This window comes from Nostoc sp. XA010 (genome assembly GCF_020829625.1).
In the GTDB taxonomy this organism is placed as follows: Bacteria; Cyanobacteriota; Cyanobacteriia; order Cyanobacteriales; family Nostocaceae; genus Nostoc.
In genome coordinates this window covers 400,178-422,791 of the sequence record NZ_JAIVFX010000001.1, presented here as the reverse complement: position 1 = coordinate 422,791, position 22,614 = coordinate 400,178, and the positions used below count along the sequence as shown (strand labels likewise).

At 43.2% G+C, this 22,614-nt stretch carries 22 protein-coding genes; 8 read left to right on the top strand and 14 right to left on the bottom strand.

All coding sequences use genetic code 11. The annotated features are described in order from the left end of the window. Positions 1-146: 146 nt before the first annotated feature. Positions 147-977, bottom strand: coding sequence for a segregation/condensation protein A (locus tag LC608_RS01845; RefSeq protein ID WP_229551890.1), 831 nt, complete (start codon positions 975-977; stop codon positions 147-149). 281 nt (positions 978-1,258) lie between these two features. Continuing rightward, on the bottom strand, positions 1,259-2,347 hold the full coding sequence (locus LC608_RS01840; protein ID WP_229551889.1) for an AI-2E family transporter: 1,089 nt from the start codon (positions 2,345-2,347) through the stop codon (positions 1,259-1,261). Positions 2,348-2,474: 127 nt separating this feature from the next. On the opposite strand from LC608_RS01840, the gene pdxH reads away from it, so the two are divergent. Further along, a complete protein-coding gene (pdxH, locus tag LC608_RS01835; RefSeq protein ID WP_229551888.1) occupies positions 2,475-3,119 on the top strand; it encodes a pyridoxamine 5'-phosphate oxidase in 645 nt (214 codons plus the stop codon). A gap of 185 nt (positions 3,120-3,304) precedes the next feature. Here the strand turns inward: pdxH and LC608_RS01830 are convergent, their stop codons facing one another. Continuing rightward, positions 3,305-4,429: a transposase gene (locus LC608_RS01830; protein ID WP_229551887.1), complete on the bottom strand. Its 1,125-nt coding sequence runs from the start codon at positions 4,427-4,429 to the stop codon at positions 3,305-3,307. A 238-nt stretch (positions 4,430-4,667) separates the two neighbouring features. Next, positions 4,668-5,285 carry an FMN-dependent NADH-azoreductase gene (locus tag LC608_RS01825; protein ID WP_229551886.1) on the bottom strand — a complete coding sequence of 206 codons (618 nt, stop codon included), beginning with the start codon at positions 5,283-5,285 and terminating at the stop codon, positions 4,668-4,670. Positions 5,286-5,431: 146 nt separating this feature from the next. Here LC608_RS01825 and LC608_RS01820 point away from each other — a divergent pair, with 146 nt between their 5' ends. Beyond that, on the top strand, positions 5,432-5,806 hold the full coding sequence (locus tag LC608_RS01820) for a helix-turn-helix domain-containing protein (protein WP_229551885.1): 375 nt from the start codon (positions 5,432-5,434) through the stop codon (positions 5,804-5,806). A 30-nt stretch (positions 5,807-5,836) separates the two neighbouring features. Here LC608_RS01820 and LC608_RS01815 read toward each other — a convergent pair whose 3' ends face one another. Both LC608_RS01815 and LC608_RS01810 read right to left on the bottom strand, forming a co-directional pair. Further along, on the bottom strand, positions 5,837-6,739 hold the full coding sequence (locus LC608_RS01815; RefSeq protein WP_229551884.1) for a DUF3153 domain-containing protein: 903 nt from the start codon (positions 6,737-6,739) through the stop codon (positions 5,837-5,839). Positions 6,740-6,996: 257 nt separating this feature from the next. After that, a complete protein-coding gene (locus tag LC608_RS01810) occupies positions 6,997-7,539 on the bottom strand; it encodes a tetratricopeptide repeat protein (RefSeq protein ID WP_229551883.1) in 543 nt (180 codons plus the stop codon). Between the two features lie 170 nt (positions 7,540-7,709). Between LC608_RS01810 and LC608_RS01805 the strand changes: the two genes are divergently transcribed. Continuing rightward, complete coding sequence (locus tag LC608_RS01805) at positions 7,710-8,210, top strand: hypothetical protein (RefSeq protein WP_229551882.1); 501 nt, start codon at positions 7,710-7,712, stop codon at positions 8,208-8,210. Between the two features lie 205 nt (positions 8,211-8,415). On the opposite strand, the gene argB is transcribed toward LC608_RS01805, so the two are convergent. The 4 genes from argB to LC608_RS01785 all read right to left on the bottom strand — a co-directional run bounded on the left by argB (position 8,416) and on the right by LC608_RS01785 (position 13,135). Then, on the bottom strand, positions 8,416-9,309 hold the full coding sequence (gene argB, locus LC608_RS01800) for an acetylglutamate kinase (protein WP_229551881.1): 894 nt from the start codon (positions 9,307-9,309) through the stop codon (positions 8,416-8,418). A 182-nt stretch (positions 9,310-9,491) separates the two neighbouring features. Continuing rightward, a complete protein-coding gene (locus LC608_RS37175) occupies positions 9,492-11,237 on the bottom strand; it encodes an ATP-binding protein (protein ID WP_308189821.1) in 1,746 nt (581 codons plus the stop codon). Further along, positions 11,234-12,292 (bottom strand): ABC transporter substrate-binding protein, encoded by a 1,059-nt coding sequence (locus LC608_RS01790; RefSeq protein WP_229551880.1) that lies wholly within the window; start codon positions 12,290-12,292, stop codon positions 11,234-11,236. Before LC608_RS01790 ends, LC608_RS37175 begins: the two co-directional genes overlap by 4 nt. Positions 12,293-12,589: 297 nt before the next feature. Then, positions 12,590-13,135: a shikimate kinase gene (locus LC608_RS01785; RefSeq protein WP_229552079.1), complete on the bottom strand. Its 546-nt coding sequence runs from the start codon at positions 13,133-13,135 to the stop codon at positions 12,590-12,592. Between the two features lie 221 nt (positions 13,136-13,356). Here LC608_RS01785 and LC608_RS01780 point away from each other — a divergent pair, with 221 nt between their 5' ends. From LC608_RS01780 to LC608_RS01770, 3 genes are all read left to right on the top strand, one after another. Continuing rightward, positions 13,357-13,692, top strand: a complete 336-nt coding sequence (locus tag LC608_RS01780; protein WP_229551879.1) for a DUF433 domain-containing protein — start codon at positions 13,357-13,359, stop codon at positions 13,690-13,692. Beyond that, on the top strand, positions 13,661-13,912 hold the full coding sequence (locus LC608_RS01775; RefSeq protein WP_229551878.1) for a DUF5615 family PIN-like protein: 252 nt from the start codon (positions 13,661-13,663) through the stop codon (positions 13,910-13,912). The genes LC608_RS01780 and LC608_RS01775 overlap by 32 nt, the downstream gene beginning before the upstream one ends. A 571-nt stretch (positions 13,913-14,483) precedes the next feature. Further along, positions 14,484-14,678, top strand: coding sequence for a hypothetical protein (locus LC608_RS01770; protein ID WP_229551877.1), 195 nt, complete (start codon positions 14,484-14,486; stop codon positions 14,676-14,678). Positions 14,679-14,697: 19 nt separating this feature from the next. Here the strand turns inward: LC608_RS01770 and LC608_RS01765 are convergent, their stop codons facing one another. The 3 genes from LC608_RS01765 to LC608_RS01755 form a co-directional block, all read right to left on the bottom strand. Beyond that, positions 14,698-15,396 carry a LapA family protein gene (locus tag LC608_RS01765; RefSeq protein WP_229552078.1) on the bottom strand — a complete coding sequence of 233 codons (699 nt, stop codon included), beginning with the start codon at positions 15,394-15,396 and terminating at the stop codon, positions 14,698-14,700. Positions 15,397-15,690: 294 nt separating this feature from the next. Further along, positions 15,691-16,311: a flavin prenyltransferase UbiX gene (locus LC608_RS01760; protein ID WP_229551876.1), complete on the bottom strand. Its 621-nt coding sequence runs from the start codon at positions 16,309-16,311 to the stop codon at positions 15,691-15,693. Between the two features lie 182 nt (positions 16,312-16,493). Beyond that, positions 16,494-18,848: a ribonuclease R family protein gene (locus LC608_RS01755; protein WP_229551875.1), complete on the bottom strand. Its 2,355-nt coding sequence runs from the start codon at positions 18,846-18,848 to the stop codon at positions 16,494-16,496. Between the two features lie 1,127 nt (positions 18,849-19,975). Between LC608_RS01755 and LC608_RS01750 the strand changes: the two genes are divergently transcribed. Then, the gene (locus LC608_RS01750) at positions 19,976-20,863 is read left to right on the top strand and encodes a hypothetical protein (protein ID WP_229551874.1); all 888 of its coding nucleotides are present in this window, start codon (positions 19,976-19,978) and stop codon (positions 20,861-20,863) included. Between the two features lie 142 nt (positions 20,864-21,005). On the opposite strand, the gene clpP is transcribed toward LC608_RS01750, so the two are convergent. Then, complete coding sequence (gene clpP, locus LC608_RS01745) at positions 21,006-21,617, bottom strand: ATP-dependent Clp endopeptidase proteolytic subunit ClpP (protein ID WP_196517036.1); 612 nt, start codon at positions 21,615-21,617, stop codon at positions 21,006-21,008. A gap of 583 nt (positions 21,618-22,200) precedes the next feature. Here clpP and LC608_RS01740 point away from each other — a divergent pair. Beyond that, positions 22,201-22,356 carry a hypothetical protein gene (locus LC608_RS01740; RefSeq protein ID WP_181373890.1) on the top strand — a complete coding sequence of 52 codons (156 nt, stop codon included), beginning with the start codon at positions 22,201-22,203 and terminating at the stop codon, positions 22,354-22,356. Positions 22,357-22,614: the final 258 nt, after the last annotated feature.

Genomic DNA, 22,614 nt, shown 5'->3' with positions numbered 1-22,614 from the left:
CTTAAACAGGGATAACAGGAATTTAGTGGTTATTGCAACCATAGGTATACTTAGATGACAAGCGATCGCTTATCTTTTCAATTTACTCGGATTTTGGGGCTGAATCAAAAATCTGTAAATTATCTGTAAAGCTACTTATCGTTTTCTTAGTTCATTGATTCCTCAAAAGGTTTGCCAGTCTTAGCTGAATCTGTAAGTAGCCGAACTTTAATCTCATGGTAAAACTCCTCTTGAAATAGCTCTACTTTCGATTGAGCCGAGAGTAACAGTAGTGCCCAGAAAACGCTAACTAAATGACTATGTTTAGAATCATGTCCAGACCCATTTTGCTTGAAATGCTTTGTCTGAGTCCACAACTCTACAAGTTGTTCTAAATTCAACCAATTTTGTTCTAAATTTAGCTCCCTTGCCCACACATTCAACACCTGCTCCAGTTCCCTAGCTACTTCCGTCAGATTTTCCTGGTGAGCTAACTCCAGCGCCTCCCGCATACTTTGGACGCTAGGCAGCCGTCTGGGACGAATAGGTTTGCTGACTTTTTCTATCAGTTTTAGCTGGTTCGCCATAATCTGCAATTGCTTAATTAACTCTTGCAGAGTCACCCGGCGCTTTGGTGGCGGCATTGCCGATGCCCGACGACGCAATTGCCGTTCTAATGGTAGACGATGGCCCTGATGTAATATTCCGCCTTCATCTTCCAATAGAGAATCATCTACTACACCATCCGTAAGATCTCCTACTGTTGACAATTGCATCAAGGTATTGGCTTTGAATAATACCAGCATTGATGCTGACAAAAATGCCTGTCCAGATTGAGACAAGTCCGATTCATAACCTCTTCCTATTGCCTCCGGTGCCATCAGTTCTAAGTAACGGTCAATCACCTCAATCACTTGGACATCCCAAGGATCAATTTCTCCCTGTTGGGCTTGGTAAATTAGGAGTGTGATTGTCTCTAATAGCTCGGAAGCTTCCATTAACGGGTTCTAAGTTAATTAATGAGAGGAATTGCCTGTTGCCAGTATCCCCTGAAATTTGTAATCAATCACCATTGTGAATTGTGATATCTGATTGTGCAACTTTTGGTATGGGGCATTGGGCATTACCGCAAGGCGGAAGTCAAAAGTCAAAAGTCAAAAGTTTTGTATATCAAGGCTTTTGCAGGGTATTGGCAAGAGGACAAGAGGAAAGACTTGTTGCAAGTTCTCACAAGTCACTTTGTCTCCCTGTTCCCCCTGCCCTCTGCCCCTCTACCCTCTTAATCAGGAGGTCGGTCACGAGGAATAGTGACAGTTGTTGACACAAAATTACTTGGCTTCCCGCTCTTGATCGCATCGAAAGTTCCTTTGATAGTACCAGCAATGGGAACAGCAACAAGTGTCCCCAACAAGCCAGCAATTTCAAATCCCATCAAAATAGCTATGAAAATCCAGATGGGATTCAGCCCAATAAAGTTGCCTAGTAACCTGGGAGCTAACAAGTTATCTTTAAGCTGCTGCATGAGAATTGCCGCTATGGCAACTTGAACTGCCAACCACCAATTTTGCAGCAGTACTAAAATCGTCACTAGACCAATGCCGAGAGATGCCCCAATAAAGGGAATGAGTTCCGAGATCCCGATTAATATGGCAAACAACAGGGCAAAGGGCAGCTTCATCACTAAGAAAATTGGCGTCAGGGTTAGCACCATGAACAGTCCTAGCAATAACTGGCTGAGGAAAAAGTTCTGAAAATTTAGGCGCAAGGATGCGGTAAGAGGATCTGCAATATTAGAGGGCAAAAGATTGACCAGACCATACCAGACGCGATCGCCATATAAAAGCATATAAAATGCAAGCACGATTACTAACACTACGTCAAGTAATCCTGAGAGCAGTGTTCCAGCAAATCCGACTGCACCAGAAGCTAGCTGTTGTACCAGATTCTGAACGTTGGCATTGATTTGACTGCTCACAACCCTCAAATCAATTGGCAAACGTCGTTGTTTTGCCAGCTTCTCAAACTGCTCTAAGTTTGCTTGACTCGCGCCTAACCAATCAGGGATATTATTTAACAATTGGATTGTTTGGTCAATGATCAATGGCACTAGGGTCACGCCCAGAATCCCAAACAAGGTTAACGTTGCAAGTAAAACTATGATCACCGCCTGAGTGTGCGTGATCTGGGCACGTTCAAAGAACTTAACCGGGTAATTTAGTAGAAAAGCCAGAATCGCTGCAATGATCAAGACAGTAATGGGATGCTGAAAATAGCGAAAAAGCACAGACAGCAGCCAGACATTGAGAGCGATAATCGGGCCGCTTAGACCATAAATTAACAGGCGTTGAAAGGAGGCCGAACGGCGCATTTTATGCAACCTATTTTAAATATTCTTTGAGAGAATTTGTAAAATTCTTGATGGTGCTGATCATCATCATAGATATTTTTAACAAAGACATGTATTAGCGTATCTGATAACAAGGAAGTAAATCAAAATGGATAAAACTGTAGCTGACCTTCGCAAAGACTACACCTTAGAAGGTTTGAGCGAACTTGAAGTTGACCTCAATCCGTTTATCCAATTTAAAAAATGGTTCGATCAGGCACTAGCGGCGCAACTCCCAGAACCCAATGCCATGACCATTGCTACCGCCACACCAGACGGTAAGCCCTCAGCCAGAATGGTGTTACTCAAGGATTTTGATGAACGGGGCTTTGCCTTCTTTACTAACTACAACAGTCACAAAGGACAAGAACTGGCAGAAAATCCTCAGGGGGCTTTAGTGTTCTGGTGGGCAGAACTGGAACGTCAAGTGCGGATTTCGGGGTATGTGGAGAAAGTTTCCGAAACTGAGTCCGACCAGTATTTTCACAGTCGCCCTGCCAACAGTCGTCTGGGTGCATGGATATCTAATCAAAGTGAGGTGATAGAAAGCCGAGAAGTCCTGGAGCGACGTTTGCAGGAGTTTAAGAGCAAATATGAAAGTGAGGACATTCCCCGACCGCCTCATTGGGGTGGCTTACGAGTGATCCCCACAGAAATTGAGTTTTGGCAAGGCCGTCCCAGTCGTCTGCACGATCGCTTGCTCTATAGCCGTTTAGATAATGACACTTGGAAAATTGAGCGGTTGTCACCGTGAAGGGGAGGCAGGGGGCAGGGGAAGCAGGGGAGGCAGGGGAGGCAGGGGAGATGAGGGAGACAAGGGAGAATTATTGAACAAGTTTCTTTCTTCCTTGTCTCTTTCTTATGTCCAATGCTCCACATCAGAGCATTCTTTGACATACTCCCCCGAATGCGCTCCGCTAAATTCGGGGGATTCTAGCTTCAAACAGCAATTGCAGGCATAGCCTGTCTGACATCGCCTAAGCCAACAGTCGATGCCCCGACTGCTTGAATGTTGTTAGCGGCGTTTTCATCGCGTCCATTAATCGACTGACAACTGGGGCAACGCCACTCTGTAACTGACAAATCTAAACTATCTAGAATATGTCCACAGTTGAAACAAGTTTTACTGCTTGGATACCACTGGTCAATATAGACTACTTGCTTCCCCTTTTTTCTCGCCACCCACTCCAAAATATCTAAAAAATCTCGAAGCGCTAAATCACTAACTTTTCTTCCCCAAAGACGCTTCATGCCTTTGAGGTTCAATGTCTCGAAACACAGCACATCAAATCTATTAGTTAGGTCATGCGCTAACTTCCAAAACCAATCAGTTCTGCGGTTGGCTATGTCTTCATGAGCGCGTACTAAATTCTTCCTTGCCCGTTCTCGGTTAGAAGATCCTTTGAGCTTCTTAGAGTGATGCCGATTCGCAATTCTTATGACGTTGAGTGATTGTTTGAAAAATTGGGGAGACTCAATTGTTGTCCCGTCTGAGCAGGTCAGGAATGTCTTTAAGCCAAAATCAAACCCCGCTATTTTACCAGTCGTGAATTTGATTTCTGGCCCATCGTTACCATCAACGACAATAACCATAAATAGCTCACCTAACGGCGTGCGTTTAATAGTCAAAGTCTTAACTTTTCCTTCTATCTCTCTGGAGTTCCAATATTGATAAACTCGGCTCCCAACTTTAACTCGATTGCCGCCCAGAAACTTATAACCAGCTTGCTTTAAGGTGAATGACTTGTATTTTTTGACCTTCTTGAATCCTGGCGGACAACAGCCATTTTTATTGTGTTTGAAAAATAGTTGGTAGGCTTTCTCGATGCGTTGACAAATATCTTGTACAGCCTGAGAACCTACTGATTGCCAAAACGGAATACGCTTCCGCAATTTGGCAATGTGAGCCTGAAGTTTTGCACAGTTTAAATGCTTCCCCCACATCCGGTAGTACCGTTTATGTAGAGCAATGCAACGGTTATAGATAACCCCACTTGCGTTAATTGTCCGCTTGAGGTATCTATTCCGTTTGTGTTCGTACAACTTAAACCTTAGTGTCTTCATGCTAGTATTGTACCACAGTGGCGGCATTATGACGGCATGAAAAAATTAACTGTCCGATGTTCTGATGAGGAGTACGAGATTCTTGTGAAGTATTGCCACAAGAAAGAACGTAGCTTAAATGATATTCTTAGAGAATTTATTAGAAGCTTGACGGATAAATAAATTTATCCTGTTCGCTTATATCCCCCGAATTATATTCGGGGGCTTTACGCATCACGATCCGTAAAATGTCAATACATTACCACTGGGCGATCGCATCTTGAATTGCTGCCCGTGCCTCTGATAGAGATTGGGTACGGGCATCTCCCCCGTTCAAGCTATTAGCGTTAATAAATTGAATGTCTGTAATCCCAATAAAGCCGAAAATTGCCCGCAGGTAGGGTTCTTGGAAGTCATAGGCAGCGAAAGGGGAGGTCGCGCTAAAGTCACTGCCACGAGCTGTAATGATAACTGCCTTTTTACCCTCGACTAACCCTCTAAAACCTTGAGCATCTACAGCAAAAGTCCGGTTAGCGCGAACGATTTGGTCGATGTAAGCCTTAAAAGTAGAAGGGATATTCAAGTTATACATTGGCACTCCAAAGACGTAGCGATCGGCTGCCAAAAACTCATCAATCAGTTCGTCAGAAATCCTAAGTGCCTCAGCTAATTCTGGGGTATGGGTTTCTGGTGGTGAAAATGCAGCTGCAATCCAAGCTTCATTAACGTGAGGAACTGGGTGACGTCCTATATCTCGATAGGCGATCGCATCTTCAGGATGTGCAGCTTTCCAAGCACTGACGAATTCCTTAGATAATTCTCTGGAGTGCGATCGCTCACCACGGGGGCTGGAATCAATATGTAGGATGTTTACCACCAAATATCTCCTGATTAGCTAAGATTTCTGCTTTTACTTTTTTTGAGTCTAAATTTCAAAGCATTACATTAGATACTAAAAGTAACTAGTTACTAAAGTAAAGTAGTTACCATAAAGTAACTGTCGGACTTTAAGTTAATTTACCGATGTCTGTCTCTAAAAATCCTGATGCTTGCCCTGTCAGTATTCTGATGTCCTTACTATCAGGGCCCTGGACAATGTATATACTATGGGTGTTGTGTAATAGTGGGCCTACTCGCTTTGGTGCATTGAAGCACCTAGTCGAGGGCATTTCAACCAAAGTTTTGACTGAAAGACTGAGGATGCTTGAGGCAGCAGAGATTATTTATCGCCATTATGAACCGACTGTCCCACCCCAAGTAACTTACGGTCTTACAAAACGTGGTCAGGAACTCATTGATGTGCTTCATCAACTCAATGTACTTGCTGAACGTTGGTATGGTAGCGAACAACAGTCTGAATGTGAAGTAAAAAAGCCGATGGAAAATGCATCGGCTTAACTGACAATATAAATAAACAGATGAATAGTTCTACTGTTCTTGGATAGCTGCTGCTTTGGAAGTGAACTGAATTCTGGGATCTGGCATGAAATTGTATCTTAAGTACAATCCTCCCCAGACAAACAGGATAATTAACAACGCACCAATACCAAGGGGACTGGGAAGCCAGAAAATGGTTTCTATGTGGTTTAGCTCACCAGGCTGGAGTTTCCACACTAATCGATTGCCATTTTTTTCTGGCTCTATCGCAGTTTCAGTTAGTTGAATATTTTTGGCTCCCCAAGGAGTCTTCAAGCTAAATTCCAAGTCGAGAATTGAACCAGCATTAGCCAAAACGTTACCTTTGCTGGCAATTAAGGATAGCGATCGCAAATCCAAATCATAAATCAATCGATTTCGGACTAAAAGTAAAAAATTGTTTTGTTCCAAAAGGACGTTTGATTCAATTTTCGGCAGTTCTGAGTCAGATTGGCTCCCCACTGACTCAGAGGGTTGATTCGCACGGGAGTTAAAAAATTCGTTAAACTTCTCTTGTAATTCCCTACCACTACTAAAAGGAATTGTGACAATGATTTCTTCTTGGGAAACTCGCTGTGTTTTCCCCTCTAGTTGACGGGCGCGGCGCTCTATGCTGTTTAACCATTCGTACACAGAATCGCCACTAAAACTAGTTAGCCGCTCTCCCAACTTAATATGCTGTACTAGTTCGCCACTATTTGAGTTGTCAAAGTTAAGCCCTACATCGTACTTAACACAGCCAGTCAGCAGCAGGGATGTTAACAGCACTAGCCACAAAATAGGATTTCGCTTGACGCGGTTCATTCGATTTCGACCATTCAGTACTGAGAGAAATTTCATATTTGTCAATACAAAACTAAATGGTCTAATTAGCCAAAAGAAAATCTTTCCGAAAATTGAAGAATTTGTAATCATAAATCTCCCCAAAAGTCAAACTTTTTAACCAATCTTGACTTCTACTACTGGGCGGCGCAATACGGTTCGGTTAACTTGCTTTATCTCCCGAAGATTCCCCCAACCCCTCGATAAATTGGGAGGCTATTTTTATTCCTCTACCCCTTTTTAGGGGGGTCGCCGCAGGCAGAGGGATCTGATCCGAACTATACTGCTGAGTGACGAACGGGCTGCAAAAGCAGCAAGGAACCCCAGCACGGAAATATCTACTGTTAGGATCAGCCTGGGGTTCCTGAAAAATTCAACCAAAGCAAGTACGAGATGGTTAAAGCAATGGCAATTAGCGCCACCCAGATAAAGCGATTATCTCTGGTATTGACCTGACTGAGGTCAACGAATTCTGGCTCGGCAGGTTTAGGCTTTTGCTGCACAGAAGATTTAGTAGACTTAGCAGGCACAGAAATTTTGAGTTCATTATCGGATAGTGCGCCTAAATCGGGGATTTCGGTCATCCACTCGCTGGGTCTTTTCAGCTTTGGTGCTTTTAAAATGTAAAGCATCTGTCGCGCTTGTTTGCCAATTTCAAAATGGGCATGGCGTTTGAGTCTTTCGCAAAGAGCGATCGCATCATCGGTGCGTCCAGCTGCTTCATAGGCTGTCACCAGATGAATTTCTACTTCCCCCGCAAGGCGAGAATTAGGAGCTAACAGGGCGCTGGCCTTTTCTAAATTTTCTATGGCTTCACGGTATTGGCCATTTTCAAAGGCAGCTTTCCCAGCCTGGTAGCGGGTTTTAGCAATTTCTAAACTTTCTACACTCACGGCTTATATAAAGATCAGCACTATTTTAATTTTGCCAATACCAGCAATCTTTTTGGAATTTTTTCAAAAGCTGGCAACCTGAAACTAAATAAACTTCTAAAATTTTAACTAAGTAGCTGCGATTATTTTCTGATTAAAAATTTTGGTATCAAATACAAGTGAGCAAAAATATGTTGAAAATCAAGCATTCGCAACTGAATTGGCTCTTAGCAGGCATGACTTTAGCAGTTATGGGTGTAAGCATTGCTCCAGCTTCTGCACAGTCTGTGATTGTGATTGATGGTGCTTATGGAGTCAGGCGATCGCCTGCTGCTGGTTCCTTCATTTATGGTAATCCGATTCTCACACCCGATTATGGAATCAGGCGTAGATGCGAAGCAGCTTGTCGTCAGACATCGCCTCCTGTCGGTTCCTTCATTTATGGTAGCCCGATTCCAACACCTATGCCTGTAGACCCAGGAACGGGACTGATGCCACAACGCAATAATTACCCCGATTATTACTATCCCCAGTTCAGGCAGAACGTGAGAAATTCCACCCTAATTAATCCAACTTTGATTAATCCGGCAATTCGAGACTCAACCATAGTTAATCCGGTGATTATAGATAATTCATGGCATCGTAGACCATTTAGCGGTGGGCGATCGCGTGTTTTCGTTTATCCCCGGTAAGGGACTTCCAACGAATAAATTACCCAATCTTGTGAGGTGGGCCGAAAAGCCCGCCTTTAATTCCTGGGCGCTCATGTCGCCCACCCCACAATAAATAGAGTATTTTTTATTTGCAAGTCCCTAAAGAGAGATGAGGGAGATGAGGAAGAACTTTTAACACCTAACTCCTAACTCCTCACTCCTCACTCCTAACTCCTAACTTTTACTACATAAACTGCGAACCGAGAATCATCGTCCCAATCCCTACATCAGTAAAGATTTCTAGTAATAGGGCGTGAGGAATGCGACCATCGATAATGTGTGCTGCACGGACTCCTTGAGCAAGCGATCGCACACAACAACTGACTTTGGGAATCATCCCACCGCTAACTATACCATCGGCAATCAGTTCGCGGGCTTCACGAATATCTACTTTTGGAATCAAAGTAGATGGGTCTTTGTAATCTTTTAAAATTCCACTAGTGTCAGTCAGTAAAATTAACTTTTCTGCTCCTAATGCAGCAGCGATTTCTCCAGCTACAGTATCGGCGTTAATGTTATAAGCTTGCCCTGTCTCGTCTCCGGCGACGCTCGATACTACCGGAATATAGCCATTGCTAGCGAGAGTGTCCAAAATCTTGATGTTAACATTGCTGACTTCCCCCACAAAACCAATGCCTTCTTGACCTTGGGGACGGGCTGTAAATAGATTCCCGTCTTTACCGCAAAGTCCTACAGCCAATCCACCAGCTTGGTTAATTAGCGCGACAATTTCTTTGTTAACTCGACCAACTAAAACCATTTCCACCACATCCATTGTGGCAGCATCAGTGACTCGCAAACCATTTTTAAACTGTGGTTCGATGCCTAGCTTATCTAACCAACTGTTAATTTCTGGGCCACCGCCGTGGACTACAATCGGACGCAAGCCAACGCAGGACAAGAATACAATGTCGCGGATAACTTTGTCTTTGAGTGTGCTATCTTTCATTGCTGCGCCGCCATATTTAACAACAACAGTGCGACCGGCGAATTGTTGAATATAAGGTAGTGCTTCGCTTAGTACACGTACACGAGTGGCTTCATCTTGCCTGATGTATTCAGAATCGTTGTCCGTCATGAGGAGCCTAACAGAGAGAGTTAAAACCTATTTCAGTCAGTGTAGAAGACTTTGTAACTCCTCACAATCTCTGATGCCAAAGTTGAGTATGTCTGTACTGATAAGCCATAGCTAGTGCTGAAATTTGCTCAATTAGGTGGAGTGTATCATTCTGATTTTAAAAAGATTATGGTTTGATAACACTATGCCGCTTTCACTTGATACGCAGCCTGTTGAACTGGAATTTCAATGATGAACTCTGTGCCATTGCCTGGACTAGAAACACAATTCAGAGTGCCATGATGTTTATCAACAATTACTTGACGAGCGATCGCCAAGCCTAATCCAGTTCCTTTGCCAACTCCTTTGGTGGTAAACAAATGCTCAAATATCTTTTGCTTGACATCATCTGTCATGCCAATCCCATTGTCTTTAATTCGGATAGTGACTGATTGTTGATCCTCTGTCAGCGCCGTTTTGATCGTAATTCGATTTGGATGTTGTTTGAGATATTCATAACTTTGCCTTTGATTCGATTCTTCCAGAGCATCGATCGCATTTGCCAGAATATTCATGAACACTTGATTGAGCTGTCCAGAAAAACAAGTGATCGCAGGAATCTTATCGTATAATCGCACGACCTCAATTGCTGGACGTAGCTCATTGGCTTTTAGGCGATATTTGAGGATCAGCAGGGTACTATCCAGTCCTTGATACAAATTAAATTGCACCGGATGTTCTGTGTCCGATCGGGAAAACGTCCGTAAGCTGGTGCTGATATCCCCAACTCGATCTGTTGCCCCTTTCATAGACAAGATCAGTTTCGGCAAATCTTCAGCTAAAAACTCCAGGTCAATCTCCTCTGCATGGTCTTGAATATTAGATGACGGATTAGGATAGGCTTGTTGATATTGGTGTAAATGGTTCAGCAAATCTTGGATGTATTCAGTTGCGTTATTGAGGCTACCCTTGAGAAAACCGACTGGATTGTTGATTTCGTGGGCAACCCCAGCCACCAGATTGCCCAAAGCAGACATTTTCTCACTTTGAATGATTTGCATTTGAACTTGCTGCAAGTCTTGGATTGCTTTCTCTAAATCTTGGGCTTGCTGCCGTAATTGCCCTTCTGATGCCAGTAAAGCGGCTTCTGCTTGTTTGCGCTGTGCAACTTCTTCTTCAAGTTGCTGGTATGCCTCTACTCGTGTAGCGGCTGCTTGAATCGTATGGGCAAGGAATTGGATTTCGTTATCTGGCAATCCACTGGGCATAACAAAATGGTCAATGCTTTGACTGTCGGTGACGGCTTTATTCAAACGTTGGAGTGGATGTAACACCGATCGCTGAATCATCACTGTCATCAGTGCTAGAATCGCTGACATCCCAACAAGTAGGGTAAAGGTAGAGGTAGAGAAGGTTTTCCACGCTTGCTGTTGTAGTTCTTCGACATCAAGAATGGCGATCGTCATTCCGCGTCGATTTGCCTGACCAAACATGGTGCTGCTAAATGGCAAAATTTCTACTAATGCGGGCTTACCATTGATTGTGGTTCTCAAACTCGTTTCTGAACCCGTTTGAGAAACCTGTTTTAATACTTGAGTCAATTCTGGATAAATCGAAGCATAAGGCGGATTTTGTAATGCCTCTCCACTCCGAGCCAGGGTTTGTCCATTGGGAGTGACGATCGCCACCTCCACGACCGTTGGTAGTGTAGCGTAGTTTTGTACTACTCGCTTGATAATGCTTCTATTCCCTAGTTCGATTAATCCTTCCGTGGAAAACCCAACCCCCTGGGTAATCGATTGGGCACGTTGTTCTAGTTCTTGCTCTAGCTTTGATTGAATCAAGAAGAAGTTCAATCCTAATGTGGTTAAGCCGACTGTTGCTAGAGAAATGCCAAAACCCATCAGTAGTTGATGGGATAAATTACTTTTAGATAACTTCTGGCTCATGACTTCCATTCTGCCATTGCTTCATTGACAAGGGCTGGATTAATCTCTACGTCTTGCCGAATCACCCGACCATGACGCGGATCTGCTTGCAGAAGTTGGACAATTTCTGCTTTTGCTGAATTAAGACGACCATCTGCTGCAAACATCCGCTTGTTCAAAGTAATATCTCCTTTTTTTAGCCCAGCATAATCACTGGCGAAAGACTCACCACTTTGTCCTAGTTTTTTTCCAACTGCGTTAAATACTTCTGTCGGCTGGGTTTCAACTGCGTGCATTACATCAAACCATGCCAGGATGAATTGCTTTAGTTCCGCTTTTTTAGCTTTCATTATGCTGTCACTGGACATCAAGGTATCAATCACCAGACTGTCTAATTGCTTTGTGGTGTGAATCACGTTGCCCTTGATGTGCTTCGCTGTTTCTCCTAGCATCGGTTCCCACAGCACAGCAGCATCGATCTCACCTGTCCCAATTTTCTGGGCTGCGACTTCATTGGAGTAATTCAGAATCTGAACTTCAGAGGGTTTGATTTGATGGGCTTTCAGAGCTTCCAGCAAAATTAAATGGTTGACGGTTCCTAACTTTGCTCCTACTCGTTTACCGCGTAGGTTTTGCACCAATTTAATTGCTGGCTTGGCAACAATCCCATCAGATCCGGCAGAAATATTGGTTATCATTAACACCACGGGTTTACCATTGCCCGGATCAACCTGCATCACGTCCCAGAAGGAGGCAAATGCTGCATCTAATCTTCCTTGCATGACAGCACGGCTGGAATCTTGCTGGTTATCAAATCGCACAAATTCAACTTCTAGACCGCGCTGCTTGAAGATATGTGAGGGTTGGGCATAAAGTGCAATGTCAAATCCTACCCAGCTTGTAATTCCCACCCGGAGCGGTTTGAGAGATTGGTTTTGCCCAAGACTACAGGCATTGATCACAAAAGTCAGGGAAAGGGCGATCGCAAACAAACAAAACAAGGCAGGCTTGATACCTAACCTCAAATTTTGCTTCCACCAGATACTTAATGTGTCAATGATCTGGGCAACTTTCATGACTTACCAATCTAAAGTTTGGGAAAACTGTACTCAATGTTAAGAGTTCCCAAAAATATAGTGGGTGTAACATTCTATGGGAAAATGCTCAAAAAAGCTGCTTGAATAAGTACAAGCTGTTATCCAGATCAAGCATTCTCTAAGAAAACTCTATGAACAAGCCTAAAGAATAAATCTCAAATATCTTATTTCCAAGAAATTCGCTCTCAAGCAAGTTGTTAGTTGATTTACATTACCCTGACTAAAAAATTTAGTTTGATACTAAATTCGTGTGAAGCCATCACATATTTCTGCCAGCTAATGAGAAAGTTGTGTTTTGAGAACGCCAGGAATTGCCTCAAGTATTCGTTTGGCAACGTCTTCAGGTGTATCTCCCTCTCGCTCGGTGATGTGCAAATCGGCTTGAGAGTAAAGTGGTGTACGTTGTTCGAGGAGCGATCGCAATTTCCCTTTAGGATCAGCATCTTGCAGCAGTGGTCTTGTGGTATCCTCAGCTAAACGGCTGTAAATTATCTCCACTGGCGTATCTAGCCAGACTATCAAACCGTGGTGCAGATAGCCCCAATTTTCTCGCCGCAGTACAATGCCGCCACCGGTTGCGATAGTCAACTTTGTAAAAGCACAAACTTGTGAAAGCACGTCGCTTTCTAACTGGCGAAAGCCTGCTTCACCAACTTGTGCAAATAACTCATTGATAGATTTATCTGTTGCTTGGGCAATAACATTATCGGTATCCACAAACCCATAACCCAATTCCTTCGCCAGTAAGCGCCCTACTGTCGTCTTACCAACGCCCATCATCCCAATTAAATACAGGTTGACTCCTTGTAATAAGCTGCTCACCAGTTGTTTCGCTCCAATTCTGAGTTCTGTTAGCGGATAGCTAAGGTTTAGCCCGTGCTGAGTCACAGTTTCTAATTATAAACTCAACGACTTAATCTCGTATTTAAAAATACGGAGTTTTGCACCTATCGCGCAACCAGATAAAATTACTTGATTGGCGATCGCTAATGATATGATAATTAAAATATAAATTCTTCTTATAGGAGTGTTTCTTGGATAAAATGTCTAAGATACCAATAATCTCAGAACACATTGAAATTACTCCAGATGGGAGTAAACCGCGCATTGCTGGACACCGAATTAGAGTGCAAGATATCGTTATTTGGCACGAACGGATGGGGCTTTCGCCTGACGAAATCGTTTATCATTATCCCAGTATTAGTTTAGCTGATGTCTATGCTGCTCTAGCTTATTACCACGATCATCAAGATGAGATCAAGCAAGAAATTGCAGAAGGAGAAGCTTTTATCACAGAAGTGCAGGCTCAAACTCCTTCAATTTTGCAAGAGAAACTAAAGAATCGAAATGACACAAAAAATTCGATTCCATCTAGATGAGAATGTCAGTAATGCTATAGCAGAAGGCTTACGTCGTCGTGGTATTGATGGGACGACTACATCAGGAACAGGACTGATAGCTGCATCAGATGGAGAACAGCTTTATTTTGCAATGTTTCAGAATCGGGTAATTTTCACCCATGATGATGACTTTATGATACTTCATCAACGTGGCTTTATTAATATTGAGAAGTTTAATTTTAATCTGGGAAGTTCTTGAGCCAGAAGAAATCAAATATAAACTTGAATTTATTTGAAAGGTTTTATTTATTTTTAAATTATACAAATTTCTCTTCTATTTAAGAGGAATCAATTGTTGTAATTACCGTTATTAATGTATTTAAAGTAACTCAAGCAATAGATTAACGATTATTCTGTGAAATTACCATAAATAATAAAGGATGAATTTGTCAAAAAGCTAGTAATATCCCTATTGTAACTTGGTATTTGCTGTATAGCGATCGCTATGCTTAACTAAAAAATTAATATAGCTTGTTTGAAACTTTATCCAAACAATTTCTGTCTATTTAAATAGTCCGAATTTTCACTCTGGTGGGTAAATTTAAGTATACCCAATACTGTGTTTCTACTAGCACAGGGTCGTTATTCTAAAAGTTCAGTTATAACAAGCCCTAATCAATTAAATGTTTCCTATAAAGGTATAAATAATGACTTATATCCTGCGATCGCCCACAAAAGCTTGTCAAGTTGAAATTTCGGCACAAAGACTACTGCATATTTCACCCCAATAAGCCTGAATGAATAAATATAGGATGGATGAGGCGTCAACTATGACTCGGATTCGTGATGTTGTACAAAAAGCTTTAGCAATTGGCTATTTGACAGTGGAAGCTGAAAATAAACTACGACAACTGTTGACTACCCGGTATGACTTAGAAGATTTTAATGCTTTCATGACTTTGCAAGAAGCTGCCATGACTGGTAAGGTCAAGCAAGAGTCTAGAGAGCAGTGTGGCATCAAATAGAGACGTAGCCTGCTACATCTCACCGACGGGGGCGTTTACCATCATCTTCAAAATCATCATCATCATCAAAAAATTCCCAATCATCATCATCGGCTTGATTGGTAGTTGGCGGCTGATAAGGGGGGATGATTACCCGGTAATCAGCATCATAAACAGATTCAGTTTTTCCCGCAGCCGTATTTTTTGGTTCCCGGTAGCTGTAGGAATAAACTGAACCAGACTGAGAACTGCTTTTGGCTTCTGATTGACGTTCGTAAGTTGTAGAGTCTTTAGGCTGTTGAGCTTGAGAATTAGGAATAGGTGTTTCCTCTGACTTTTCATCAAAGTTCCAATCATCATCTTTACTGCCATTTGTCTCCCAATCATCAAATACATCACTAGTAGGCTCTTCTTTTTTACTAGCTGGTGGTGGAGAACTGGCAGGGCGAGATGTAAATTCTTCTCTACGGGTTGCCTTCGCACGAGGCGTTGTGCTTCGGCGGTCAGGAGTTTGGCGTTGTCTTCCCCCAAAATAATTGGATAAGTTAAACAAGGTAGCAATCAATATAGATGTGAAAGCACCAGTGGCAGTACTAAACAAAATCCATATCGCTAGTGGTAATGGTTGAGTTCGCACGCTCAAAAATACTAGCGATAGGGCAGGTGAAAAATTTTGGACTAATAACAGCGTTAGTCCTCCCAGTACTGCCACCAATAGAATTAAGCGAATTACAGCCATAGCAATTTTGTCAGTTGTCATTTACTGAAGAGGACAAGGGGCAGGGGGCAGGGGGCAGGGAGAAAACCTCATAAATAAATTTATTCGCTCTGACACCCTAATAGAGCCGGGAATTCCAGAATCTTTCTCCCTCTGTCCCCTACTCACTACTCCCCTGCCTCTTTTGTCAGTGGTCAGTTATCAGTCTGAATATTCTTCGCTAATTACTGTTCACTGACTACTAACACTATCAGCCATCTCTATCATTACCTTTTTAGGACTATTGTGAAATTTACAATAAATCCATTGAGAATGTTAGCGACGACCTTGCCAACGCTGAATTGGAATGCAGTCAATATCTAGTTGATCTAAAGCACGGGCAACTACAAAATCCACTAAATCCTCAATGGTTTGGGGATTGTGATACCAGGCAGGAATCGCGGGGACAATTCTCACTCCAACTTCTGCTAGAGAGGTTAAGTTACGGAGGTGGATGAGGCTAAAAGGCGTTTCACGAGGAACAATGACGAGCTTTCGTCCTTCTTTGAGTTGGACATCTGCCGCCCGTTCTAGTAAATCGGAACTCAAGCCAGCCGCTAGCTTTGCGACTGTGCTCATGCTGCATGGAATAATTATCATCCCCAGAGTGGGAAATGAACCACTGGCAATCCCGGCTCCAACGTCACCCCAAGGATGGCAGCGAAGTTTACCCGAAATTGCGACTCCAGCTTGCTCTCGCCAGAATTGTTCTTGCCCGGTTGGTTCTGGTGGCATCCGAATTTCCTGTTCTGACTGCCAAACCATGTAAGTAGATTTAGAGGCAACCAATTCAATACTATAATCCGCTTCTAGCAAAAATTTGATTGCGCGAACAGCGTAAATCAGACCAGATGCGCCTGATACGCCTAAAATTAGAGGTTTTGTGTTATTTGACACGTAAGGTTTAGTTGATAAGAGGCAGGGAGCAGGGGGCAGGGGGTAGGGGGAAAGGTACAAACCTCGCCTCTTGTAGGCTAAAGCACCGTTGCTCCAATTCTTTCCTTAGTTGAGAGCAACAACTGTAAGTAGCCTCGTTTTTCTCCCCTGCTCCCTGCTCCCTGCTCAAGAGCTTTTTGACTTTATTCATCATCAGAGTAAGGGTCTAGGTCATCAGGTTCAATATCATTTGGTAAGTAGAGGTCTGAAAGCTCCTCATTGGCAGGATTGCCAGTTAAACCTCTGGGTACGCCATCGCTGCCAACTGTTACCAAATCAATTTGCTGACGGTAGTAATCGACACTCTTAACTTGTACGGCGACGCGATCGCCTAGTCTATAAGAAGCGCGATTTTTGCGACCAAACAGTGCCTGTTGTCTGGCGCGATATTCATACCAATCATCTTTGAGAGAACTGACGTGTACCAATCCTTCTACCCTCAAAGGCACACCAGGATTACTGCTGGACTCTACCTCGGCTGCTGGTACTTCAATTTCTACAAAGAAACCGTAGGATTGAACCCCGGTAATTACGCCTTGAAATACTTGACCAATGCGCTGCTTCATCAGTTGGGCTTTTTGCAGCCCAGCTAAATCGGCTTCAGCTTCTAGGACTTCTTTTTCTCGGTCGTTGATTTGGACAATTACCCTAGTCAAATCGCTTTGCAGTTCTTGTTGCAATTCTGGGGGTAAAACGTTCCAGTTAATTTCCTCGTGGCTGGAGGAGTGGCGCAGGTTAACGCGCTCTCTCACACGGGTATTGCGGCGATCGCGTCCGTTTTCGAGTAGCGCGTAATACACTCTCTGCATCAGCAAATCTGGGTAACGTCGCAAGGGAGCGCTAAAGTGGACATATTGCGGTAATGCCAGACCAAAGTGAGATCCTTTGGTGGTGCTGTACGCTGACGGCTTAAGTGTATCTTGTAATAAGTAAGTAAGAACTTGCTCAGAGGGAGATTCCGCAAAAGCTGTGGTCAAATGTTGATAATCTAAGGGTTGAATATCGACTTCTGGATCTAGTGTGAGGTCAACGCCTAAATTGACTGCCAATTTCAGCATTTCCTGGACATCTTCAACATCGGGTGTGCCTTGAACTCGCCAGATGGCGGGAACACCAAGAGCATTTAAGTGAGTTGCTACCAGTTGATTAACTAACAGTACCAACTCCGTGAGTAGCGATCGCACTGGTAAATCATTCACCACCACAGCGCCGAGAATCCCCTCATCATAGTAGGCGTTTTGGCTGGGGGGCAGATTCAACTGGAGGCTACCACGATTCAACCGTACCTGTTTCACGGCTGTTTGCAAGGCTTGTAGGTCTTGCAGGATTTGGGAAACCTGTGGGGATTGATCTTGAGCTTCACCTGTAAGAATTGCTTGGGCTTGTTCAGTAGTCAGTGCAGTTTCGACGTTAATTACACTAGGTTGAATTTCCCACTCTAAAACTTGTCCAGATTGGGGATCAATGGTAATTAAAAAAGAGATAGTTAAGCGATCGCTCCCAGATACTAAAGAACAGCGTTCTACCACACCTGGGGGCAAAATTGGCAGCACTAATTCTCCCAGATACACTGATTTGCCCCGTTTGAGTGCTTCTCTATCTAGGGCTTCGTCAGGTTGGACATAGTGAGAAACATCGGTGATATGAACGCCTAAAAGCCAATTTCCGGCTAAGTTTTTTTCTAAACTAAAAGCGTTTTCTATAACTTTGGTATCGCCATTTACCCCTTCAATGGTGAAGGTAAATAAATTACGCAAATCCAGCCGATTTTTCAGGTCTGCTTTGAGTAGCTTTTTGGGCAACTTGGCGGCTGCATCTAGGACATTATCTGGAAAAGTCCGGGAAAGGTCGTGTTTGCACGTAACTAAATCTATATCAGCAGCAGCTTCGGCATCGCTACCGAGGATTTGCACTACTCGACCAAGGGGAGGATATTGTGCCAATGGATAACGCAAAACTTCTACATGAACTAGGTGATCGATCGCTTCTTCCAACTTTGCCCCATTAGGCTGGATCTTAAGTTCAAAGAGCAATCGATCATCTAAAGGCACAGCCCGGAAACCAGTTTCCACCTGCTTAATTCGTGCCAGTAAAGTGTGGTTAGAACGTTCGAGAATCAGCTTCACCTCCCCTTCGGGAGAGCGACGGCGACTGCCTTCTTTGAGAACTCTAACCAAGACGCGATCGCCATTCCAAGCATTACTCAGATGACTTTCGCGGATGTAAATATCCTCAGCTCCTTCCACATCTTGAATAGCAAAGCAAAAGCCTTTACTAGAACAACGGAGTTTTGCTTCGATTATTCCCTCTTCTGAGACGCGGCGGTACTTGCCCCGTTCCTTCACTAAAATACCGATTTTTTCGAGAACATCTAAGGCAATGTGAAGTTTTTGTAAGCTTTTTTCATCTTCACAGCCAAGTTTCTTTTCTAAAACCTTCCGAGCTACCAATTTATCATCGGTGAAATTGGCAAGGAGTGTAGCGATTGAAAATTCCATGCAGTGAACCGACCTTTGGTCAAAACATCATTTGTTGTTTAATCTGGTTCTTTTCTGTATACCCTCACGGCTTACAGAAACAAGTTGGAAACGAATTGCTCAGAGGCAAGACTTCCTAAGTTCTAAGGAAAGGAAGCCCGACCCCGTAAGAGCCATAAGCTACTCCCGCAGTTGGGAGCAAAGGAAGGCAACCCACAGACTAATGGGCGTCTAGGAACTTCTCACTGCACGATGCTCTCAGAGTTTGCCTGCGTTCAAGTCTCTTCACCTAACCAAACTTAAGATTACACGCCTGATTAGGATTTAGCCCCGCTAGGTAATTACGCGACGGGTTTTTGAGAAGCTGGGTTTAGAGAATCCAGACTGCCCAAAAGCGCTATGCAGGGGAGCCACTGCGGTCTTCTCCCAAAGGGAGACGCTAAAAGCGATAGCGCAGCGTTAGCGAGTCTGCGAGCGTCTGGGGTTTCCCCAAGTGGAGCAAGTGGCGTGGAAACTACAGGTGTTTGATTGTCTAGAGTGAAGGTAATTTTACGACATTAGACTCTGATTTTGAACTAGGCAAAACTGCCGTGAACCCAATTTTCCCACATGTAGAATCGGTAACAATTAGGTAAGCAGGTTAATAAGCAGTGAGGGCGAACCTTATCTCCATTATTGTAGATTTAGAGCGCACTTCCAGAAAATAGTTCTAGATATCCAGTTGGGTAATCAGTATAGCATTGCAGGCAAGGCTACCCAGATAAGTTACCACTAGCCAAAAATTTCGTCAAAAAAGAGCTATTGCTACAATTAGGACAAAAAACAAAGCAAGAATATCACCTTGATGGCTCAAAGCAGAAAATTATACCTACTCATCGCCTAGGTTCGGATAAGCAGGGGAGGCAGGGGAGGAAAGAGAGTAGCAATTTCTCTTCCCCTGCTTCTCTTCTCCCTTCAACAAATAACTTTGTTAACCGAACCGTATTGACTCATCGCCTGCCAAGAAACTGATGACACATAGTAAGCAATATTGGTAGGCATCCTGGGTATCGAGTGGATGTAAATTAAAGTAAGGGCAGATGAGCTAGCTTGAACATACAGGCAGTTTCAACTCCGTTATTAAAAATATTTAGATTGGTAGCAGTATTATGTTGGCTCAATTCCAGAGCTTGTATCCCAAAGGCAGTCTGATTTCTGAATTAGTGCAAATTTTTCAAGGAAAATATATTGTCCGGGCAAGCGTGCAAATAGAAGGCGTAACCCGTGCTACGGGTATGGCAGCAGCAGAAACAGTAGAAGCAGCAGAAGACCAAGCCAGAACCAGGGCGTTGATAGTTTTGGGTATTACAAATGCGCCACAGCAATCAGTGGCATTTAGCTCAAATCCAATTCCCCCAGCGCAGTTAAATCCTTCCTTGAATACCAAAGGTGGATTAAATGAGTCTGCTGCCTATTCCTCTGCCAAAGATCAAGATTTTGTTAGTAGTCAGTGGCCAGTGGTCAGCGACAAAGAAATATCTATACCGTCTTCTAAAGTACGGAACATAAAACCAGAAGTAGTAACAAACAATAATGAACAGTACGGGTACAGCAGTGGTGCGTCTCTACTAAGCGATAACTATAGCCAGGATTTAAGTCAAAACTTTCCTGCGACAGCCAACAAGGAGCTAGAATTTGATCCTCCAGTAGAAAACTTGGAAATAACCTTTGATAACCAGGTAGAAAATCAAACCTTTCCAGGGATTTCTGCCAATAATGTCACACCATTTACACCTCGGAGTTACAGCCCTCAAGAGGATGTTGCCACCCCGCCAGTGACCGGAAAGAGAAAGAAGAAAGCTGAACCTGTTGATTTATCGGATGTAATTGCTAAAACAGATGTCGAACTTCAGCGTTTAGGCTGGACTCCAGAACAAGGACGGGAACATCTGATAGAAACCTACGGTAAGCGGGGGCGTACTCTGCTAACTGAAGAAGAATTACACGGATTCCTCAAATACCTCCAATCGCAGCCAGACCCAATAGCGGGATTTTGATTAGTCATTTGTCCAAATCGGTATTAAGTAACTGAGCAGTCCACCCATTCCAAAAATAACCCCTCTTCAGTTATGAAAAGGGGTTACTTTTGGGGTTTAAGGGAATTAAATGTGGTAAATCACCATTTACCAATCGCGACTATTAATTAAGAACAGCAACTGCTGGGCGGCTACCAGCAGCATGACGATCAATCACTTGGTCAATCAAGCCATATTCTCTGGCTTCCTCTGGTGACATGAAAAAGTCACGTTCAGTATCTTCAGCAATGCGCTCAATTGGTTGACCTGTATGTTCAGCTAAATAGTCATTTAGCCGCCGTTTGTGATACAGAATCTCCCGCGCCTGAATTTCAATATCAGTCGCCTGTCCTTGAGCGCCGCCTAGAGGTTGATGAATCATAATCCGAGAATGGGGTAGACTCATCCGCTTACCCTTAGCACCTGCGCTGAGGAGGAAAGCGCCCATACTCGCCGCCAATCCGGTACAAATTGTACAGACATCAGGGCGAATGTGTTTCATAGTGTCAAAAATGCCCATACCAGCCGTCACCGAACCACCGGGAGAATTGATGTACATATAAATGTCTTTCTCCGAGTCTTCGGCATCCAAATACAGCAGTTGGGCAACAATCAAGTTAGCAATGTTGTTGTCAACTTGTTGTCCCAAAAAGATGATGCGCTCACGCAACAGCCGTGAGTAGATGTCAAAGGCGCGTTCGCCTCGACCCGATTGTTCAATAACGATAGGAATCATGGAAGCGTGTTTGTGGCTACTTTAAATACATTTTATCGGTGACAGCACGAAACTGGGGTTTATATCTACTGTTCTCAAGCAGATAAGGGACTTCCAACTAAAAAAATATCCTATCGCGGTGTAGGCAGGGGGCAGGGGGGCAGGGGAGAAAGAAAAATATTATCTGAGTAAATTAGATAATTTATTTTCTGGAAGTCCCTAACTTAAACCTTTCTCGTTTTCTCTTACCCAAAAAGAGTACAAAAGATGATTTTGCGATAAATTCAACTCCCAAGGGCACTTTTTAACCGCAAAAGGTGTCTAAGAAAATATCCCATGAAGAACAAATCAAAAAACTCCAATCATCGCCAACCTCATATCTCAGCATTTGCTGGACAACTTTGGCGATGTGGTGATTAGACCAATAACCAAAATCAGACTTGCTTAGGGAATTATGTTATTCCTGTAACAATTTAAACATTTTTTTAGGGTTTCCCTCGGCAAATATCAAATTATTTTTGTTACATTCAGTAAGCCGATAAAACTAAATGTATTTAGAATAACTAGTCATACTTGAAATGCTATCCATCCAGAGAGACGTGCCATGTTGGAAAAACTTGTACAAGCCGCCATCATCACCTTCTTGCTCCATCTGATAGCAGGACTTAGCCCAAATACTTTAATTCAGACAAAGACAGCATCACCTGTGCGAGAAACGCCACCAAATATTGTTAGCTTGCTATTGCGATCTTTTCAGTAAGAATTTTTCACAAATTGCATAGGTATCAGCCCCTACGGGGAAGTCAAAAGTCAAAATTAATACCAATTTGAAAAAAGAATGCGACAGATGGATAGGGGCACAACATTGTTGTGCTCTTACAAATACAAATAATTGATGTGTCGCAAAGACTATTTGAATTGGTATAAGAACCCCATAAATAAATTTAGTTGCTCTGCATCCAAATTATTTTTTGGTCAGCAATATCACAGATATGCACTACGACCTCTGACCCAAGAG